Genomic DNA, 18228 nt, shown 5'->3' on the forward strand with positions numbered 1-18228 from the left:
TCTGCGATTTCCTGTGCAGAGCATCCGGTCAAAAGCCATAAAGAAAAGCATAAGGTAAGCAATCCGCTTTTTTTCATTGCAGCTCCTTATTATTAAATAATTAACCCAATATAAATAACATTCGTTATTTTTTTAAAGACGGTAAAAATGACGCACGTTTTCTTCCTGAAATGATATCCGGATCAATTTCACCTAAATAACGGGAAGCCTGTTGATAAGTTTCACTGTTTAAATCAAGGTTATGACGGGTGAGCTCATATTTCCGGTAGTTTACGGCCATCCCTGTCACATGACGAACCTGATAGCCCGCTAATTTAAGGACCTTGTCACGTTGCTGACGGGAAATAAAACCATAATGCTCTCCCTGCAATACACGCAAAGCAAGTTGATCAACCCCGACGAGTAACCAGACACATTTATAACCAACAGGAGATTTACTGAATATCGCCAGGTCAACAGGAGATGTTGATGAGATATCCGAAATAACCGCAACCGCAGGTAACTGAACTAATTGTTGTTCAACCTCTGAAAGTAATTTCTGAATAGTCCGAGTCCCTTGCTCCAGTGCCTGCTCAAGCTGATACAGCCACATTTCTGCATATAAGTATCCCTTCTTTGCATCATCAGTAATATGACCCGCCCGGGAAATAAACATCGGAAGACTGGGGATCATCCATTTACGCTTTTTTTCGTCACCGTCATTCTGAGAGTTGGGTACAACCCGCCCTTCCCATAGCCGGATTGCATAACTGGTATGGAGTTTCAGTGTTAATGTTGACTTTAAAGGGCCAGCCTGAAGTAACTGTTGAGAATGTTTATTTTGTTCCATAACAATACCCTTGCTTTGAGAAATTGACATACCGTACAAATGTCAACCCCCTATGCCAACGATAAATTCAAATTGAAAAAAATAATTTATTATAAAAACGTAGCGTTACTCGTCATCCTACTGAAATGCAGGTTAACCTTTGAGCATTGTTTCCACCGGAAACATCAGTAAATAGTTAAGGGTCTTCCTCTGTTGTAAGGGGAGTAGTACAGTACCTAATTGATTTATAAACACCATACAATGCATTTATGGTGTCTTATTTTAAATAAGAGGAAATTCTTCATGAGTGTGCCACAAACAAAAGCTGAGCTGCTTTTAGCTATTGATAAAAGTTTTAGTAAATTAATTAGTTACCTCAACGCAATCCCGCCAGAAATGACTTCAGATAACTCAATGGATGGACACGCCAAAGGAACGAAGATAAGTGTTCATGACCTTGTTTCATATCTGCTTGGATGGAATGCTCTTGTTGTAAAGTGGATCACTTTTGATGCTAAAGGTCTGCCTGTCGATTTTCCGGAAACTGGCTATAAATGGAATCAACTTAGTCTTCTTGCTCAAAAATTTTACTCAGATTACAGTGAGTTAAGTTATGAATTGTTAGTAGCTGAACTTCAGGCTGTAAAAAATGAAGTTGTGAAACTTATTGATGAGCGTACCGATGATATTTTGTATGGAAGACTATGGTACACAAAATGGACGATGGGGAGAATGATCTCATTTAACACATCTTCGCCTTACGCCAACGCTAATGGAAGATTAAGAAAGTGGGCAAAAAACAATAAGATCAGTTTAAAGTAAATATCAGAGTGAAATTATATGTACGAAAATATCTCTATGCCCATATCGTTAACCAGACTGCTCCATAGCTTGTTAAATTCTTTACTCTCGATGATGCAGATTTCGTTACGGAAAGCGAAATATCGCGTTCCGGACCTTCCTACCCGGATAAGAAAAACCCAATTTTTAAACACTGTTTCCAGTGGAAACACCGGTTAAGTTTTGAGCACTGTTTCCAGTGGAAACACCGGTTAAGTTTTGAGCACTGTTTCCAGTGGAAACACGGGTGATTTATTGAATACGCCTTCATTGCTCATTGGATATCCCTATGAGCGTACGGCGAAAACGCTGAAGGTACTGACGTGCAATATCAGGGGCACCCATCCCCCCCTGAGACGCCTTACTTCTCTCCGTTCTCTCCGGTTTGGTTTGCGTGTGCTGTGATACATCCGGAGTACCTGACATTTTCTGTAAAGACGCACTTTTCATCCCCGTTTCTGCTGGGGAAACGGAGTGATATCGCCCTTCACGGGCTGCCTTTAATAGCTGCAAGGCATACCCCACCGGATTACGTACACTTCCTGTCCTCACCCCCTGTGTCAGTTGCTGCACAATCGATATTGCGGCTTCTTCCGGCAACGCCTGTAACTGTTTTTCCAGCATCTGCCGATCATTCTCATCAATCCACTGATGCAGCCCCTGCACCTGAGTACCCGATAAATATTGCTCTCCCTGATCTACGTACGTATTTTTTACACTCTGTGTAAAAGTATTACGTACGTAACAGTTCGATTTTCGTACCCCTGAATCAGACTGGGTTTGTGTACTCAGTTCGATTTTCGTACCCGGTTTTTTTTCATCATTTTTTTCCCTGAGTTCGATTTTCAAATCCGGTGTTTTACACTGGGCTCGATTTTTTTTATGTTTACCCGGATGAAGTTGTGCCGTCTGCCCATTGAGTATCCGGCGTTGCCTGTCTGCCAGCGCTTCCGGTGTCTGAAGACTTTCAAGCCGCTGCTCAATGAGTTGCATTCTGGTATGCTGATGTCGCATTGACGGCTCGGTTTTCAGGGCAGTCAGCGCAGCGCGGGCCACGCACCGCACACTCTTATTTTTGTGATAACAACTTTTTTCCAGTACATCCATCCAGCGTGGATCTAATGTCTCTGCATCAAATGCATTCACCGGCTCATCATGTAACATATAGATATTTCCTCTGATACGCCCCCGTTTATCCCTGACCCGATGGCATAAACTGAGCCAGCCCGTCAGCCTCAGCATTAACAGTGCCCTGCTGACCGTTTCCCGCGAGGCTTTATCGCTGTGGGGTGTGGCTAACTGGAGTTGTAAGTCATCATAGGTCGGAAATACGGCCCCCTCATTTTGCTGAGCATGAAGGCGGATCATCATCCAGGTCAGTTTATCAACCGGGAAAGTCGGGATTCCAGCAATAATTGCCGGGGGATTGCATCATGAACATTGCCGGCGTAAATCAATCCACTGCGCAGTGCCGTGCCGGGCTGGCTGTGTTGCCGGTGATGCAGTTGCTGCCGCATTTTTTCTAATGAAAACTGAATAATACTGTCCGGAGGAAATTGCATCTTATGCCCCACACAAAAATAATTTCATGCCTGAATACACTTATAGCTGCCTCCTCCGGTGAAAATACCGCACCGTAAAGAGGCAGTCTCAATATACTGAGGATCATGATGTTGAATATTCTGCCCTTACCGGCTAATCATCTTGTTATAACGTTCATGGCTCATCAGCTTCCAGCTTTGCCCCTGGTCCATACTGAGCAGACGCCAGAATGCACCAATATCAATTTTCAATACCGGGTAAACACCGCCCTTTTTTCCACCGCATTTCACTTTTTTACAAAGTCGTTCTCCCGAAAAATAACGTAGCAATAACCCGTTTGCCTTCCGCTGAATATGCTCCGGAACAGGCGTGACACATTCCGGAAATATCCGGGCGGATTGATGATGACTGATATTCCTGTTATCCGGCATGATATTTCCCCCTGTCAGCTGAATTCAGTATGCCGTCCCGGTGCCATTCCTGAACCGAATTCCATACCGTGGTCAGAGAGACATTCATTTTTTCGGCACAGGACACCATGATCTGAAGACAATCCGGATCATCCGGCTCCGGCATGCCCTCCTCTTTCCAGCGATACCATAATTCCGTTTGCTGCACATCTGACAGCCGCTGTGAACGGCCAGCATTTCCCCGGATCCCGGACAAACGCCGACGGGCTGACACCTCCAGTGACGTCATGCCAAAATACTGATTCAGCAAATCGATGGATGCCCCCAGTCTCAGACAGCGTTCAATCATCTGATTTTGACGGTGAACTTCTTTTGCCCGGGTCAGTAATAACCGTAAATTCTCCCGGTGGATCTGGCAGGTAATAATGGAGACCGGACTTTGAGAAAGATAATGCAGATCTTCAATGGTTAAACTGTTCAGTAACCGGATCTCATTGTCCGTCAGTCCCAGCGCCTCACAACGCCGCAGATTTCCGCTTTTTATTTCCATCACCAGTTCTGTCAGCAGATGATTCCCTGCCTGTGCTAATTGAGTCGCCATTACAGCCTCCTGTATTATTGAAAGCCTGCCAGAGTGTAAGTATCCACTGTAACACGTAATTCCGGTGCCATAACTCACGGGCTTTATTTGAAAGCAATACTTCTGCCCCTGCTTTTTGTCTCATGGTGCGCATATATTTTCGCCACGCCCGGCGCCGGCTCTGATAATACCGGGACCATATAAATCCCAGTAATTCCGCAGACAATTCAGCCTGCCGGCCTTTACCGGTAAAACACACCTCAATATAAGGTTCTCCGGCGGTCCCGGTTTTCCGCAGTGCATAACGGCAACGGCAAATTTCCGCACTGAACAACACCAACCGCCACCAGTCCGCATCCTGATTTTCCGGTGGACGGACAGAAAACCGGAAAACCTTATCATGCTCATATTTCCGGCTCCCGGCCCGGAATAACCGGCAGATATCCATCAGGCGCTGTATCACTTCCTGCTCATAACCGGTCTTTGCCCGCCCCCGGTTCAGGGGCAGATAACACGCCAGCGCCTCCGGCGATAAGGCGGTGCTTTTATTCCCATTCCTCTTCATCATTCACATCCGGATCAACATCTCTTTGTTTGGCATACAAACAACGCAACAAGTACATCAGTTTCATCCATGTCATAAACTGGGTATCATTCAATACCGGCGACATACCGGGCTGATATCCCCCCGTCAGCAGGGCTCTGAGGGCATCCGGAATATCATCATGGGACTCATCAGGTTCTGAGAAAACCGTCATCACACGCCCCAGCACCGAATGTGCTGACAACGTAATAAATCCCGGAGAATGCACCCCGGAAGCCGCCATAAAGGCGGAAGATAAATCCAGCTCATTCCCTAATTCAAACAAAGTACGGTAAATTTGCGTCTGAAGATGTTCAATATCATCCAGATGTGATGCCACCGGCCAGAGATCCTGACACGTCAGTGCCGTCACCGCATGACCGGAGACGGGCGCCTCCACCGGTGTGACATGCTCCGGGTTATTCGTGACAAACAGACTTCCGCCATCGACAGGCTCAATATCCGCCTCGTCGGTATCCCCGCTCAGCACAGGTGCCCCGCCGTATAAATCCGTCTGGATCTCCACAACCGGACGGGATTTTTTCTTTTCAACGACAGGAGATACTGAAGCCTCCTGACCTGAACCAGAAGATAGGGGCTCCGTTAACAAATCCTCTGCCGAAAAACCGGAGGTCATACCGGTAGGTACGGTTTCTGAATGCGCGGTTGTTGTATCACCCTCACTCTCCACCGGCGCAGGCAATTCCGGCTTTGTGCTGCGTCTGCCTTTATTGACCTTCAATTCAAATACCCAACGTTCATAATCCACACCGGCAACAGAACACTCCCTCAGTAGCCGGCCAATCAGTTCATCCAGAAACACGTCATAATCAAAAACATCATGGTTATCTATTTCTGTGCATGTCCTTTCAAAACATCCCAGAAAATCACAGGCTGGATCCGGCCCGTCATACTGAAAAAGAAACGAATCCGCTACCCGTTTTAATGTCGAACGCACGGACAATAATTGCTCAATTTGGGGTCTTCCCAGCCCGTTTTCCAGTAAACGGGGCATATAAGGTAATAAAACAGAAACAGTATCTTCCATCTTACTGATGTGTGAAATGCTGACAGGTAATCCGTCCGCCGTCATGCGCTGAGCGAATGCCCGGAGTGATAATTTTTTCCCCAGCGTTTCCTCATACAGAGAACGCGCCACACAAATCCCTTGTGCTTTTTCCAGAAACGTTAACTCCCCTCTGACTTCATTCTCCGCCAGATGGCCAATCAAACACTGCAAACGCCCCGGCCAGGGTTTAAATAACACATGAAGGCGGAAGAAACGCTCATCCTGTGTCTCCTGCCACAACTCAGAGAGGATCTGATAGCGCGTATTTCCGCCGTCACTGAAGATATAAAACTCACTCCCCGGTGCTTTGGTGACTTTAGGGACACTGTCCAGTCCGCGTGCCCGAATGGAACTCTTGATTTCCTCATAACGCGGGTTTCTGCCCTGACGTGGGTTATCCGGATTTGGCTGAAGTTGCTCAAGTGTTAATATCATCGGCATTTCAGACACCGGATTGACGTGGGCATTATCGGATAACGGGGAACTGACAGGATTTCCTCTGAGAAGCGCCTGACTGAGTTTATGCTGTAAATCTGTTTTCATTCTTCGCCTCTCCCTTAAAAATAATATCCCTGAGGAAAATCACTGAACCGGGTATACATCCCGTTAAACTGCACTTTCACCGTCCCCAGCGGTCCCTGTCGTTGCTTACCGATGATAATTTCTGCCACACCTTTGTCCGGTGAGTGTTCGTGATACACCTCATCGCGGTACAAAAATAAAATCAAATCCGCATCCTGTTCCAGCGAGCCGGAATCCCGTAAATCCCCGTTTGTCGGGCGCTTATCTGCACGTTGCTCCAGTTGCCGGTTTAGCTGGGAAAGGGCCACCACCGGACACCCGAGTTCTTTCGCCAGTGCTTTCAGACTACGGGAAATTTCACTGATTTCCTGCGTCCGGTTTTCCTGTTCAGGACTGCGCATCAGTTGAAGGTAATCCACAATAATCAGTCCCGGCGTACCCACTTTACGGCGGTAACGCCGTGCCCGGGCACGTAACAGGGAAGGTGTCATATTACTGGTATCATCAATCACCAGACGCTCCCCCCATTCGGCAATCTGTGACATGGCACCACCAAGACACTCCCAGTCATTTTCTTCCAGAGACGCACTGCGGATAGCCGTCAGTGAGACATTGCCCAAATCACTGAGTAAGCGCTGCATGATTTGTTCCGCCGGCATTTCCAGACTGAAAAAAAAGACCGGTTTTTCTGCCAGACGCAGGGCATTCTGTGCAACGGTCAGCGCCAGTGCCGTTTTCCCCATCGATGGCCGTGCGCCCAGTAACACCAAATCGCCTGCCTGCAAACCACAGGTTTTTTCATCCAGCTCACTGAACCCCGTTGGCGTACCGGTTATCCCTTTTGCACTTAATGCCTCCTCCAGATGCTGAACAACATTATTTAAAATATCGAGCAACGACGGGGAATAAGCGGGCAGCCCTTTTTCTGACAGCTGAAACAGCCGCTGTTCAGCCTGCTCACATAACGCCGGTATATTTGCCTGAGCCGCCACACTCTGGGTGGCCAGCAGATTCCCGAGCATCATCAGACCACGGGCACGGCTGCGATCCACGACAATCTCCGCATAGCGGACAATATTGGCCGCACTGGGGGTGTTTTTGGATAATTCCGCCAGATAAGCAAAGCCCCCCACCCGCTCAAGCACGCCGTCTTTTTCCAGTACATCACTGAGGGTGATTAAATCTATCGGGCTGTTTATCTGACACAGGGCGGCCATTTTCTTCCAGATTTCCTGATGCGCTCTGGAACAAAAATCCTCCGCCTGTAATAACGGCGCCACTTCATCCCAGCGGTCATTATCCAGCATCAGCCCGCCCAGCACGCTCTGCTCCGCCTCCGGTGAGTACAGATTATTTCAGGTAATACAGCTTTTTATGCATTGAAAAGCCCTCCGTTAATCCGAAATGCCCTGTTCCCACCGTGTAAATAAATTATTTTTTTTGGAATATGAATTGTTGGTGTCGGACGAACAGTCGTCAGAGATAAGCTCCCTGTGACTGCCCGACTATTTTCGGACCGGTAAGTTTGGCGACCCCGGTCTGAACGTACAGGCAGCCTATTTTTATCCATAACACACCTAAAGGAACATTTATGAATACAAACTATCAACTGCCGTCCGACATTGATTACATTGGCATTTTTGACAACAACACCGATACGGGCGAAGCCCGTTTTGACTTGTATGTCAAAACCTTCCGGAGTATGACCATGAAAATGACTGAAGAAAGCAATTCCCGCCAGAGTCTGTTCCGCCTGCAATGGCTGGGTGACTGGCTGGCTGAAATGTATGGCTGGAAAATGCTGAATCCCGATATCACTCCCCTGAATGCTATTCACAGCTATCTTATTCTTCGCGATAACCTGCCGGCAGCTCAGGTGGCAGGCATGACAACAGAACAGATACATCTGGCGCTGACTGAAGAGTGGGGCACATTCAAAGCTCGTAGAGGGGCAAAAGACTTTTTGCGCAGAGTCGAAAAACGCCCGGACTCTCTTGACGATCCTTTCCGGGAAATACATTAATTCTGATCGGGCTGGCAGTATCTGCTGCCAGTCCACGGTTAGACTGAACGGGAAAAAACAGGAGAATACCTTGATATTCATGGACGCACCTCCCGTTTCAGCACATCATCAAAACGGGTTTTCCATTCCGGAAACAGCTCTGAAACAAGATGATGCATAATGACTGCGGCTGCCGGTGTTTTACGCTGAGTCCGGTATTCCAGACGATGCACCGGTTGTCCCTGTGCATGACCATTTTTAAATATTTCCAGTTTGGGAACAGCGGTTTTCAGTAACGAAAGAGAAATCGACTCCGCAAAGGGGTACGCTTTTTGGTCAATAATCTGAGTTAATTCAGTCAGTGTTGCACGATCTAACACCGTATCTTCAACACAATTAGCAAGAATACGTATTGCCGGCAGGGGAATTCCGTAAGCCGTCAGCGGCACCAGCCCGCCGATTAATCCCAGTGTTCCCCGTAAAAATTCACGCGTATCCGGCAAAATAGGTTTGATTATCCCGACAGCATAATCGGTGGCAGCTAACAAAATGGTTTCCAGCATCACCGAAGCCGCGCCTTTTGAATCAATGATAATAACATCGTAAGAAGCGAATAACGGATGTTGCAGAATATTACGCAGACGCATTCTGCCGTCAGGTGCATGCAATATAGCCGCAGGGAGACGATCATGCGGATCGTTAGAAATGATGATATCCAGATTAGGGATAACGGAGCGTGATATGATGGTATCCGGCCGGGAAAGATCGGTCAGTTGCATTAACAACTCAAACAAGCCGTTTGGTGCTTCATATTCAAGTTTAAACAGACTGCTGGCTGTCGGCTGGGAATGATCGCCGTCGATCAACAGGGTTTTTAACCCTGCATCAGCACAAAAACCCGCAATATTGCTGGCTTTGGTTGACTTTCCGGCTCCGCCTTTTGTTGATATAATTGGAACAATTCTGGTCATTTTCTCACTCAGCATACTCTGGGTGAGAAGTCAAAAAAAATAATTACATTAGTGAATTACATCAAGCTTTTTAACTAGGGGATTGAAAATCCCCGTGTCCTTGGTTCGATTCCGAGTCCGGGCACCACTTATTTAAAGAACCCGCCCAAAAGGCGGTTTTTTGCTTTTCTAGCTACGGTAGATTTCAGGTCGTTGCAACACGTTATTTATTTACTGGATTTCATGCCATTTTTGCAGATGTTCTTTGCTGTAAAAGACACCTATACCCCCTCATAAACCTATCTCTTATTTTCTTGTGTAAGTATTCCATAAAAACAAATCATTAACTTTAACAGATATGTCAATTTCAGCTTTTCATTCACACTAGGCTATCAGATTGAATTGTGTTCTATCTACGAAACCTGTCAGCTTAAATCTGAGCTGATACAGTCATGCTACGCTTTAATGTGTCTGGCAGATATACATAAAATAATATGTGTAGCAATATGCTGCGCTATTTAATGAGTTTTATCCGAAATATGGAAAGAAACCCGGAGCGGCATATTCAACTATGTCGGGATGTTTTATAGCAGTAAGCGTTAGCATGGCTTGCGTGTTCTTATATCACCAACGTAATATAAATATCAATATTATCAATTAGTAACACATGTTTACATAGCTCGTATTAATTCAAAATTAAATTAAGACTAACCTTCAGGTAAGGAAAAAATATAGAGTTTAAAAAGATAACTTGACCATCTTCACATTTTATAAAACATTAATTTGAAGTTACACTTCATTTGATGTTTTATATTGGAGTTTAATTCTAAATAGAAATCTCACTTATAACCACTACAAGAGTGAACGCGTATGAAAATAATAAAGAAAATATCTTATCTCTTTTTCACCATAATACTGTCTTCACCAATATTCTCATCGACCAGTTTTGCTGAGAAACTCCCCGCCCTTCCTGTGACATTAAAAAATGGAACCGGAGTAATTAACCAAAATATTATTTACATAGGTTTAGGTAGTACAGGAAACTCATGGTATAAACTTGATCTTAATGAAAATAAAAAAAAATGGGAAAAAATAGCTGATTTTCCGGGTACGCCAAGAGACCAAGCTATAGCAATTAAGTTAAATAATAATATTTATATATTCGGCGGAGCGGGAAAAGAAAATATTGATAGTGAAACAATAAGCTCATTAACAGATGTTTATCGTTATTCACCAAGTGAAGACAAATGGGAAAAAATAGATACTAGTTCACCTTATGGCTTGGTTGGTCATGCAGGAGTTAGTATCAGCACCAATAAAGCTATCATTCTTGGAGGAGTAAACAAGCAAATATTTGATAAATATTTCATTAATTTAAATAATGCTAAAAACAATTCATCTATTAAAAATAAAGTTATTAATGATTACTTTAATAAACCCATAGAAGGCTATTTTTTTAATCGAATCATACTAACTTATAATGCAGATAATAATCAATGGGGTTCATTAGGCACTATTCCTTTTAATGGAACTGCGGGTTCTTCATTAGTAAATGATAACAATTCAATAACCTTGATTAACGGTGAATTAAAGCCTGGATTACGTACTAGTGAAATACAAACGGCTATATTAGAAAATAATCAACTACAGTGGAATACTACTGTACAGAAACTTCCTCCACCATCACCTGAGCAGCAGCAAGATGGCTTGGCTGGTGCATTTGCAGGTTATAGTGCTCATACCTTACTTGTTGCTGGGGGAGCTAACTTCCCTGGGTCTCAGGCTAAGTATTCACAGAAACATTATTTTGCACATCAGGATTTAGACAAAAAATGGCATAAAGAAATTTATGGGTTGATTGATAATCAATGGAAAGTAATTGGTGAATTACCGATCCCTCTTGGTTATGGAATCACTATTGAGCATGGTAATTCACTATATTTAATCGGAGGTGAAACTACAAAAGGTGAGGCAGTTAATTCTGTAATCACTTTAACATTAAAAGATAAAGAGCTAATTATTAACTAAACCAGTCAAACTTATAAATTATAATAACCAACCAAGAACTCCATATTAAATTTATGGAGTCTTATCCACTCAGGTAAAAACTATGTTTAATAATAAAACTTTATTGGCATTTTGTACTTTTTTTATATCATTTCAATTAAATGCGACTACACTAGACTTTCGTCATGAATATTCAGATTCATCCAGAATAAATAAAGATCGTATTGCCTTTATTCATTCATTTTCAAATGGCATCGGATTTTATATTGATGCCAGTATAAAATCAGGTGGTGTTGACGGAGAAAAAGATAAAGTATTTAGTGATGTTGTTAATAATGCTATCGAAATGGGGCTAAGTTACAACCATAAGATAAATAATAATATAACGTTACAACCGGGATTAATCTTTGAAACAGTTACAGACACATCAATTTATAAACCTTATTTAAAGGCGCAATATAATTTTGATAGCGGTTTATATATTGCAGGCCGTTATCGTTTTGATTATGCCAGAAAAACAAAAAAAGCTGTTGATGACGAAAAAACAAATCGCTTTGATGCGTTTATTGGCTATAAATATAATAAATACAAAGTTGAATATGACTACACACAAATGTATAGCGATGGCATAAAATATGATAATAAGAAACGTAATTATGAACATAATGTCTCTTTCTCTTACCAATTGAGTGACACATTCACTCCTTATATTGAAGTTGGAAATGTTGCGGTAAGCCCGACCAGTGACGCCCGTCAAACTAGGTATCGTTTAGGATTACAATTCCACTTTTAAATCTTATGTAAAAAGATGCCAAAAATTATAGTGAGTAATTACTCCATTACTCACTATATTATTTTTTCATATTTATCAATAAATTAAGAAAAATATTTTATTATTTGATCTTCTTCACAAATTACGACTTTCGTAATTGAGGAATTTAGCTTCATAAAATAACATTAATTGGAGTTATACTTCAAAATAAAATGGTGAGTTCAAAATGGCATTGATTGAAAAGATGACTACGGATATTCAACAAAAAGGAGGGCTGATCGTTTCTTGCCAGCCTGTCGATAATAGCCCTATGGATAAGCCAGAAATTGTTGCTGCAATGGCTCAAGCTGCAGTTAATGCAGGTGCAGTAGCAGTACGAATTGAGGGAATAGATAATTTAAAAGCAACTCGCCCTCTTATTGATGTGCCAATTATTGGTATTGTCAAACGCGATTTACTGGATAGTCCTGTCAGGATCACACCTTGGTTAAGTGATGTAGAAGCACTAGCAACAGAAGGTGCCGATATTATCGCTTTTGATGGTACGGATCGTGTACGCCCAGTTCCAGTCAATGAGTTATTGGCTTGCATACACCACTTCAATAGGTTGGCAATGGCAGATTGTTCCACATTTAATGAGGGAATGTATTGCCAGGAATTAGGAACAGAATTTATTGGTTCAACTATGTCTGGCTATACCGGTGGTGAAATACCAAAATTACCTGATTTACAATTAGTGGCAGCACTCGCTGAAAATGGATGCCGTGTAATAGCCGAAGGCCGCTATAACACACCTATGATTGCAGCAAGAGCTATACAAGCTGGAGCTTGGGCTGTCACAGTTGGTTCCGCATTAACCCGACTTGAACATGTCTGTGATTGGTTTACCCATGCCCTCAAGTTACAGCAGGAATTAGTTAAATGAATATATTAGCAATTGATATTGGAGGAACAAAGATTTCGGCTGCATTAATCAGTCGAGACAATCAACTTACGCACCATACTCAAATTAAAACCCCTGCAAGTGCATCACCAACTCAACTCTATGAAGCTTTGGTGGCGATAACTACACCACTAAAAGCGTATGCAGATGGTGTCGCCGTAGCCTCTACAGGGATTATCTGTGATGGTGTATTAACTGCATTAAATCCTAATAATTTGGGAGGATTAAAAAATTTCCCGTTAAAAAAAACACTTTCTACAATAACCGGTTTGCCTTGCTGGTTACTCAATGATGCTCAAGCTGCTGCATGGGCTGAATATGATTACCGCCATGAAAATATCTCTGATATGGCATTTATTACAGTATCGACAGGGGTTGGGGGCGGCCTAATTCAACAAGGACAATTACAGCTAGGAAAACGAGGTATTGCAGGCCATCTAGGCCACACTATAGCTGATCCTCATGGCCCTCTTTGCGGCTGTGGTCGTTACGGATGTGTCGAAGCTATCGCTTCCGGCCGTGCCATTGCTTCACAAGCTGTAAATGAACTTGCAGGTAAAGATGCTAAAGCTATTTTTACTGCCTATCACCAGGGAAGCCTTCAAGCGAAAACAATAATTGAAAACTCAGCAAGTACTATAGCTAATTTAGTTGCTGATATTAAAGCAATAATAGATGCCGACTGTGTTGTTCTTGGTGGAAGTGTTGGATTAGCAAATGGATATATCGAGCTTGTTCAAGCAGCTATCAGACAACAGCCCGAGGCGTTACAAGTCCCTATTTTAGCTGCTCACTATCATCATAATGCTGGACTTTGGGGAGCCGTTCTTTGGGCTAGGAAACACTAAAAAACTGTCGTACTTCTTACCTTTTACCTTACATATGGCAGGACTAAAAAAATGCAATTACATGATTTTGGTTTCGTTAATTATGCAGTGCTATTTGGATATTTAGCCGCAATGTTACTCGTTGGTGTTTATTTCTCTAAACGCCAAAAAACAGCGGATGATTATTTTCGTGCCGGGGGGCGGGTTCCCGGTTGGGCTGCCGGCGTTTCTGTCTTTGCAACAACATTAAGCTCAATTACCTTTATGTCAATTCCAGCGAAAGCTTATACTTCTGATTGGACTTTTATTATTGGCCAATATTTAGCGATCGCCATTTTGCCATTAGTATTTTATTTCTATATTCCTTTCTTTAGAAAATTAAAAATCACTTCAGCCTATGAGTATTTAGAAGCCCGTTTTGATATACGAAGTCGTTTATTTGCCAGCCTGTCATTTATGTTATTTCATATTGGTCGTATTGCAATTATCACTTATTTGACCGTACTCGCACTACGTCCTTTCATAGGGATAGACCCTATTATATTAGTTGTACTGATTAGTCTATTATGTATTATTTATACATGGATGGGAGGGATTGAAGGCGTTATTTGGACAGATGTTATTCAGGGATTGTTACTTTCAGGTGGTGCTGTTTTAATCTTTATCATGATTTGTTTTAAAGTTGATGGAGGTATTAGTGAGATTTTTACCACAACAGCACAGGCTGATAAATTTTTCCCGGATGCACAGTTACGCTGGAGTTGGACTGACAGTACTATTCCTGTATTAATGATTGGTTTTTTATTTGCCAATATTCAACAATTTACTGCAAGCCAAGATGTTGTCCAGCGCTACATTGTGACTGATTCTATCGAACAAACTAAACGTACTTTAATCACAAATGCTAAATTAGTTGCCATTATTCCTATTTTCTTTTTTGCCATTGGTTCAGCCCTATTTGTGTATTACAAACAAAATCCAAGTTTGTTACCTGAAGGTTTTAATACCGGAGGTATCTTACCCTTATTTATTGTTACAGAAATGCCAGTGGGTATTTCTGGGCTAATCATTGCAGCTATCTTTGCCGCTGCTCAATCGAGCATATCTAGTAGCTTAAATAGTATTTCTAGTTGCTTTAATTCTGATATCTATATTCGCTTAAGTAAAGTTGAACGGTGCTCAGAACAAAAAATGAAAGTCGCCAGATTAGTTATAATTATTGCTGGAGTATTCAGCAGTTTAGCAACAATTTGGCTAGTTTTATCTGACGAGTCTGAAATATGGGATGCTTTTAACAGTTTAATCGGTTTAATGGGTGGCCCTATGACCGGACTATTTATGTTAGGTATTTTTGTTAAACGTGCTAATGCAGGTAGTGCGGTCGCAGGCATTATAGTAAGTATCATTGCTGTATTAGCAGCCCGTTATGGCAGTGACCTTAACTTTTTCTTCTATGGTGTAATAGGTGCTATGTCAGTAGTCATTATTGGTACAATTACTGCGCCATTTTTCTCGGCAGCAAAACAAATTTCATTGGATGATAGTGAAATATCAAGGAACTCATAGGAGGTATCTATGTTATTTGGTCATATATCTGACGCGGCAGTAATGCCTGAAATGAATTTGGTATTACGTAATATAATTAAAAAGGCAATCGCACTCGACCCATTCTCTTTAGAACCGGGAAGCTACCCTATTGATGATAATGATGTATTCATGAATGTGATGTCATTTGAAACACAATCTCGAGAACAAAAATGTGCAGAATTACATCATCGCTATATTGATATACAAATTTTACTATCCGGTGAGGAAGTTATAGATTACGGCGTTCGAAATTCGGCTAAAAATGCCACTGTTTACAGTGAAGCGGATGACTACCAACTCACAGATGTCATTGAAAATTGTCAAACATTGTCATTAACACCCTCTATGTTTGCTATTTTTATGCCTTATGAACCCCATAAACCAGGTATAGCAGCAGAGAAAGGAAACAGTATATTAAAAAAAGCAGTAATTAAGGTAAACCTTAATTTGCTGACTAGTTAATTTTCATCAGTTCCAATTAAACGCTTTATTTCTAATGCATCAATAAATTGTATATTGATGCAAATGGAATAAAGCGTTTTGTTATTATCACATAATTATAAGAGCAAGGCTTTTTTTAACCCGCCAGAATTGATACTCTTGTTAGCAGAATTCCATTCCCTTTGAACTTCGGCAAACAAGGATAATTTTCATGACAAAACAGTCAGTTACCAGACTGAAGCCAGGTAAAATACTCGACACACTAGGGGCAATGAAAAATAGCCTGACGCGAGTATCACAGCGTATTGCTGAATATATCCTGTTTCATCCTGTTGAAGTCACTCAGCTTTCCATCGCACAACTTTCCCAAGCGACTAAGGCGGGTGAGGCAACTGTAGTGCGTTTTTGCCGCACTTTAGGCTATAAGGGCTTTCAAGACTTTAAAATGGATTTAGCCATTGAAATGGCGACATCGGATAGTGAAGAATCACCAATCCTTGATGCTGAAGTTAGCCATCAGGATGATATCCATACTATAGGTTTAAAATTACAAGCAACCATCAATAATGTGTTATCAGAAACATTAAATTTACTTGATATGACGCAAGTTCAAGATGCTGTAAATGCGTTGCTATCATCGAATTATGTTTTTATCTGCGGTGTGGGTTCCTCAGGGATCACAGCAGAGGATCTAAAAAATAAACTGATGCGTATTGGATATCGAGTGGATGCTGTTACCAATAACCATTTTATGTATATGCAGGCTTCCTTATTGAAACCGGGTGATATCGCGATTGGTATCAGCCATTCCGGAAACTCACCGGAAACAGTTCATGCACTGAAACTTGCAAAAGAAGCAGGGGCTACCACAATTGCGCTAACGCATAATTTAGGTTCACACATTATGGAATATGCCAATTATTATCTGATTAATGGTAATCGACAGGGGAAATTACAAGGTGATTCTATTGGTACAAAAACAGCACAACTGTTCGTTTTAGACTTACTATATACCCTACTTGTCCAAGCTCAACCTGAAATGGTCAAAGAGCAAAAACTGCGTACACTAAATGCATTAAAAAATACCAATTCAGCATGAGTTTATAATCAGTGTTATGTGGTCTTGAACAAAAACCAGCTAAAGATCACACTTTCATTTTTCTCTTTCTTTAACGCTAATTTCATTATTGCGTTCTGAACGATTGAGCCTTAATATAGAGTAAAACTCCATATTATAATAAATAAAGAAATCAACCTCCAAAAAGGAATGATAATGAAAAAACTCTCTGGATTAATCGCTGCACCTCATACACCTTTTGCTGCCGATGGAAGTATTAATTACCCTGTCATTGATAAAATTGCAGAACATCTTATTGCAAGTGGTGTCACTGGTGCTTACGTATTAGGAACAACAGGAGAAGGTATCCATTGTTCTGTCGAAGAACGCAAAAAAGTCGCTGAATGCTGGGCTGCTGCCAGTCAAGGACAACTAGATATCATTGTTCATACAGGTGCACTCAGTATTGCAGACACTATAGAGCTATCCCGTCATGCTGAAACGTTAGATATTCTAGCTACATCAGTAATTGGTCCTTGTTTCTTTAAACCAAGCAATGTAGATGACTTAGTTGAATATTGTCGTTTAGCAGCGATGAATTCGCCTTCTAAAGGCTTTTATTACTACCACTCTACTATGTCAGGTCTAAACATTGACATGGAAAAATTTTTACAAGCGGCAGGAAAAACAATTCCGAATTTATCCGGAATGAAATTTAATTCTCCTGATATGTATGAATTTCAACGTTGTTTACGTGTTGATGGCTGTAAATACGACATTCCATTTGGTGTAGATGAATTTATACCGGCAGGGTTAGCTTGTGGGGCGTTAAGCGCTGTAGGAAGCACCTATAACTATGCGGCTCCTTTATATCTTGAAATAATTGAGAAATTTAACACTGGTGATTACGATGGTATCGCTGCATGTATGGATAAAGTAATTGCAATTATTCGTGTGCTGGTAGAATACGGTGGTGTTGCTGCAGGTAAAGTTGCAATGCAATTACATGGTATTGATGTTGGTGACCCCCGCCGTCCACTACGCCCATTAACTGCAGCACAAAAAACGGATGCATTAGCAAAATTTAAAGCGGCCGGTTTTCTATAATTAACTTTACTCTTGTTGAGTATTAACAACACAAGCTTATTTTTTTACATCTCCCCCATTTGATGATGACAGTGGCCTTCGAAGTGAAAGCCACTCTTTATTTCTTAAAATATTCCCCCAATCAGTTATCCGATTAAGCTGAATAACATCATGTGTAAAATCAAAAAAAGAATATATTATC

At 41.9% G+C, this 18228-nt stretch carries 19 protein-coding genes; 10 read left to right on the top strand and 9 right to left on the bottom strand.

The window, feature by feature from the left end:
* Nucleotides 1-124 precede the first annotated feature (124 nt).
* Nucleotides 125-829 carry a PFL_4669 family integrating conjugative element protein gene (locus P3L40_RS19145; RefSeq protein ID WP_000437242.1) on the bottom strand — a complete coding sequence of 235 codons (705 nt, stop codon included), beginning with the start codon at nt 827-829 and terminating at the stop codon, nt 125-127.
* Between the two features lie 282 nt (nt 830-1111).
* Here P3L40_RS19145 and P3L40_RS19150 point away from each other — a divergent pair, with 282 nt between their 5' ends.
* A complete protein-coding gene (locus P3L40_RS19150; RefSeq protein WP_000115888.1) occupies nt 1112-1630 on the top strand; it encodes a ClbS/DfsB family four-helix bundle protein in 519 nt (172 codons plus the stop codon).
* 285 nt (nt 1631-1915) lie between these two features.
* Here the strand turns inward: P3L40_RS19150 and P3L40_RS19155 are convergent, their stop codons facing one another.
* From P3L40_RS19155 to dnaB-PI, 7 genes are all read right to left on the bottom strand, one after another.
* A complete protein-coding gene (locus P3L40_RS19155; protein ID WP_316927991.1) occupies nt 1916-3019 on the bottom strand; it encodes an STY4528 family pathogenicity island replication protein in 1104 nt (367 codons plus the stop codon).
* A 5-nt stretch (nt 3020-3024) separates the two neighbouring features.
* Nucleotides 3025-3210: a hypothetical protein gene (locus tag P3L40_RS19160; RefSeq protein WP_316927992.1), complete on the bottom strand. Its 186-nt coding sequence runs from the start codon at nt 3208-3210 to the stop codon at nt 3025-3027.
* A gap of 126 nt (nt 3211-3336) precedes the next feature.
* Entirely contained in the window at nt 3337-3621 is a 285-nt protein-coding gene (locus tag P3L40_RS19165) for a hypothetical protein (RefSeq protein ID WP_004239737.1), read from the bottom strand.
* Nucleotides 3611-4201 carry a DUF2857 domain-containing protein gene (locus P3L40_RS19170; RefSeq protein WP_000235333.1) on the bottom strand — a complete coding sequence of 197 codons (591 nt, stop codon included), beginning with the start codon at nt 4199-4201 and terminating at the stop codon, nt 3611-3613. Before P3L40_RS19170 ends, P3L40_RS19165 begins: the two co-directional genes overlap by 11 nt.
* On the bottom strand, nt 4116-4643 hold the full coding sequence (locus P3L40_RS19175; RefSeq protein WP_316927993.1) for a hypothetical protein: 528 nt from the start codon (nt 4641-4643) through the stop codon (nt 4116-4118). Before P3L40_RS19175 ends, P3L40_RS19170 begins: the two co-directional genes overlap by 86 nt.
* A gap of 82 nt (nt 4644-4725) precedes the next feature.
* Nucleotides 4726-6375: a ParB family protein gene (locus tag P3L40_RS19180; protein ID WP_000845359.1), complete on the bottom strand. Its 1650-nt coding sequence runs from the start codon at nt 6373-6375 to the stop codon at nt 4726-4728.
* A 14-nt stretch (nt 6376-6389) separates the two neighbouring features.
* On the bottom strand, nt 6390-7661 hold the full coding sequence (gene dnaB-PI / locus P3L40_RS19185) for an SPI-7-type island replicative DNA helicase (protein WP_316927994.1): 1272 nt from the start codon (nt 7659-7661) through the stop codon (nt 6390-6392).
* 284 nt (nt 7662-7945) lie between these two features.
* Here dnaB-PI and P3L40_RS19190 point away from each other — a divergent pair, with 284 nt between their 5' ends.
* The gene (locus P3L40_RS19190) at nt 7946-8377 is read left to right on the top strand and encodes a hypothetical protein (RefSeq protein ID WP_001095747.1); all 432 of its coding nucleotides are present in this window, start codon (nt 7946-7948) and stop codon (nt 8375-8377) included.
* Between the two features lie 77 nt (nt 8378-8454).
* Here P3L40_RS19190 and P3L40_RS19195 read toward each other — a convergent pair whose 3' ends face one another.
* Complete coding sequence (locus P3L40_RS19195; protein ID WP_000196965.1) at nt 8455-9327, bottom strand: ParA family protein; 873 nt, start codon at nt 9325-9327, stop codon at nt 8455-8457.
* 849 nt (nt 9328-10176) lie between these two features.
* Between P3L40_RS19195 and P3L40_RS19200 the strand changes: the two genes are divergently transcribed.
* The 8 genes from P3L40_RS19200 to P3L40_RS19235 all read left to right on the top strand — a co-directional run bounded on the left by P3L40_RS19200 (nt 10177) and on the right by P3L40_RS19235 (nt 18047).
* Nucleotides 10177-11334 carry an N-acetylneuraminate epimerase gene (locus P3L40_RS19200; protein ID WP_210853447.1) on the top strand — a complete coding sequence of 386 codons (1158 nt, stop codon included), beginning with the start codon at nt 10177-10179 and terminating at the stop codon, nt 11332-11334.
* Between the two features lie 82 nt (nt 11335-11416).
* Nucleotides 11417-12106 carry an oligogalacturonate-specific porin KdgM family protein gene (locus P3L40_RS19205; RefSeq protein ID WP_272693343.1) on the top strand — a complete coding sequence of 230 codons (690 nt, stop codon included), beginning with the start codon at nt 11417-11419 and terminating at the stop codon, nt 12104-12106.
* Between the two features lie 205 nt (nt 12107-12311).
* The gene (locus tag P3L40_RS19210) at nt 12312-13010 is read left to right on the top strand and encodes an N-acetylmannosamine-6-phosphate 2-epimerase (RefSeq protein ID WP_004258889.1); all 699 of its coding nucleotides are present in this window, start codon (nt 12312-12314) and stop codon (nt 13008-13010) included.
* Nucleotides 13007-13876 (top strand): N-acetylmannosamine kinase, encoded by an 870-nt coding sequence (gene nanK, locus P3L40_RS19215; protein WP_228677447.1) that lies wholly within the window; start codon nt 13007-13009, stop codon nt 13874-13876. The genes P3L40_RS19210 and nanK overlap by 4 nt, the downstream gene beginning before the upstream one ends.
* A gap of 51 nt (nt 13877-13927) precedes the next feature.
* Nucleotides 13928-15421, top strand: coding sequence for a sodium:solute symporter (locus tag P3L40_RS19220; protein ID WP_136135357.1), 1494 nt, complete (start codon nt 13928-13930; stop codon nt 15419-15421).
* A 9-nt stretch (nt 15422-15430) separates the two neighbouring features.
* Nucleotides 15431-15904, top strand: a complete 474-nt coding sequence (gene nanQ / locus P3L40_RS19225) for an N-acetylneuraminate anomerase (protein WP_136135356.1) — start codon at nt 15431-15433, stop codon at nt 15902-15904.
* Between the two features lie 190 nt (nt 15905-16094).
* On the top strand, nt 16095-16982 hold the full coding sequence (locus P3L40_RS19230) for a MurR/RpiR family transcriptional regulator (RefSeq protein WP_004258907.1): 888 nt from the start codon (nt 16095-16097) through the stop codon (nt 16980-16982).
* Between the two features lie 174 nt (nt 16983-17156).
* Nucleotides 17157-18047: a dihydrodipicolinate synthase family protein gene (locus tag P3L40_RS19235; protein ID WP_210853440.1), complete on the top strand. Its 891-nt coding sequence runs from the start codon at nt 17157-17159 to the stop codon at nt 18045-18047.
* The last annotated feature ends 181 nt before the right edge of the window (nt 18048-18228 follow it).

This window comes from Providencia sp. PROV040 (assembly GCF_032706145.1).
In the GTDB taxonomy this organism is placed as follows: Bacteria; Pseudomonadota; Gammaproteobacteria; order Enterobacterales; family Enterobacteriaceae; genus Providencia; species Providencia hangzhouensis.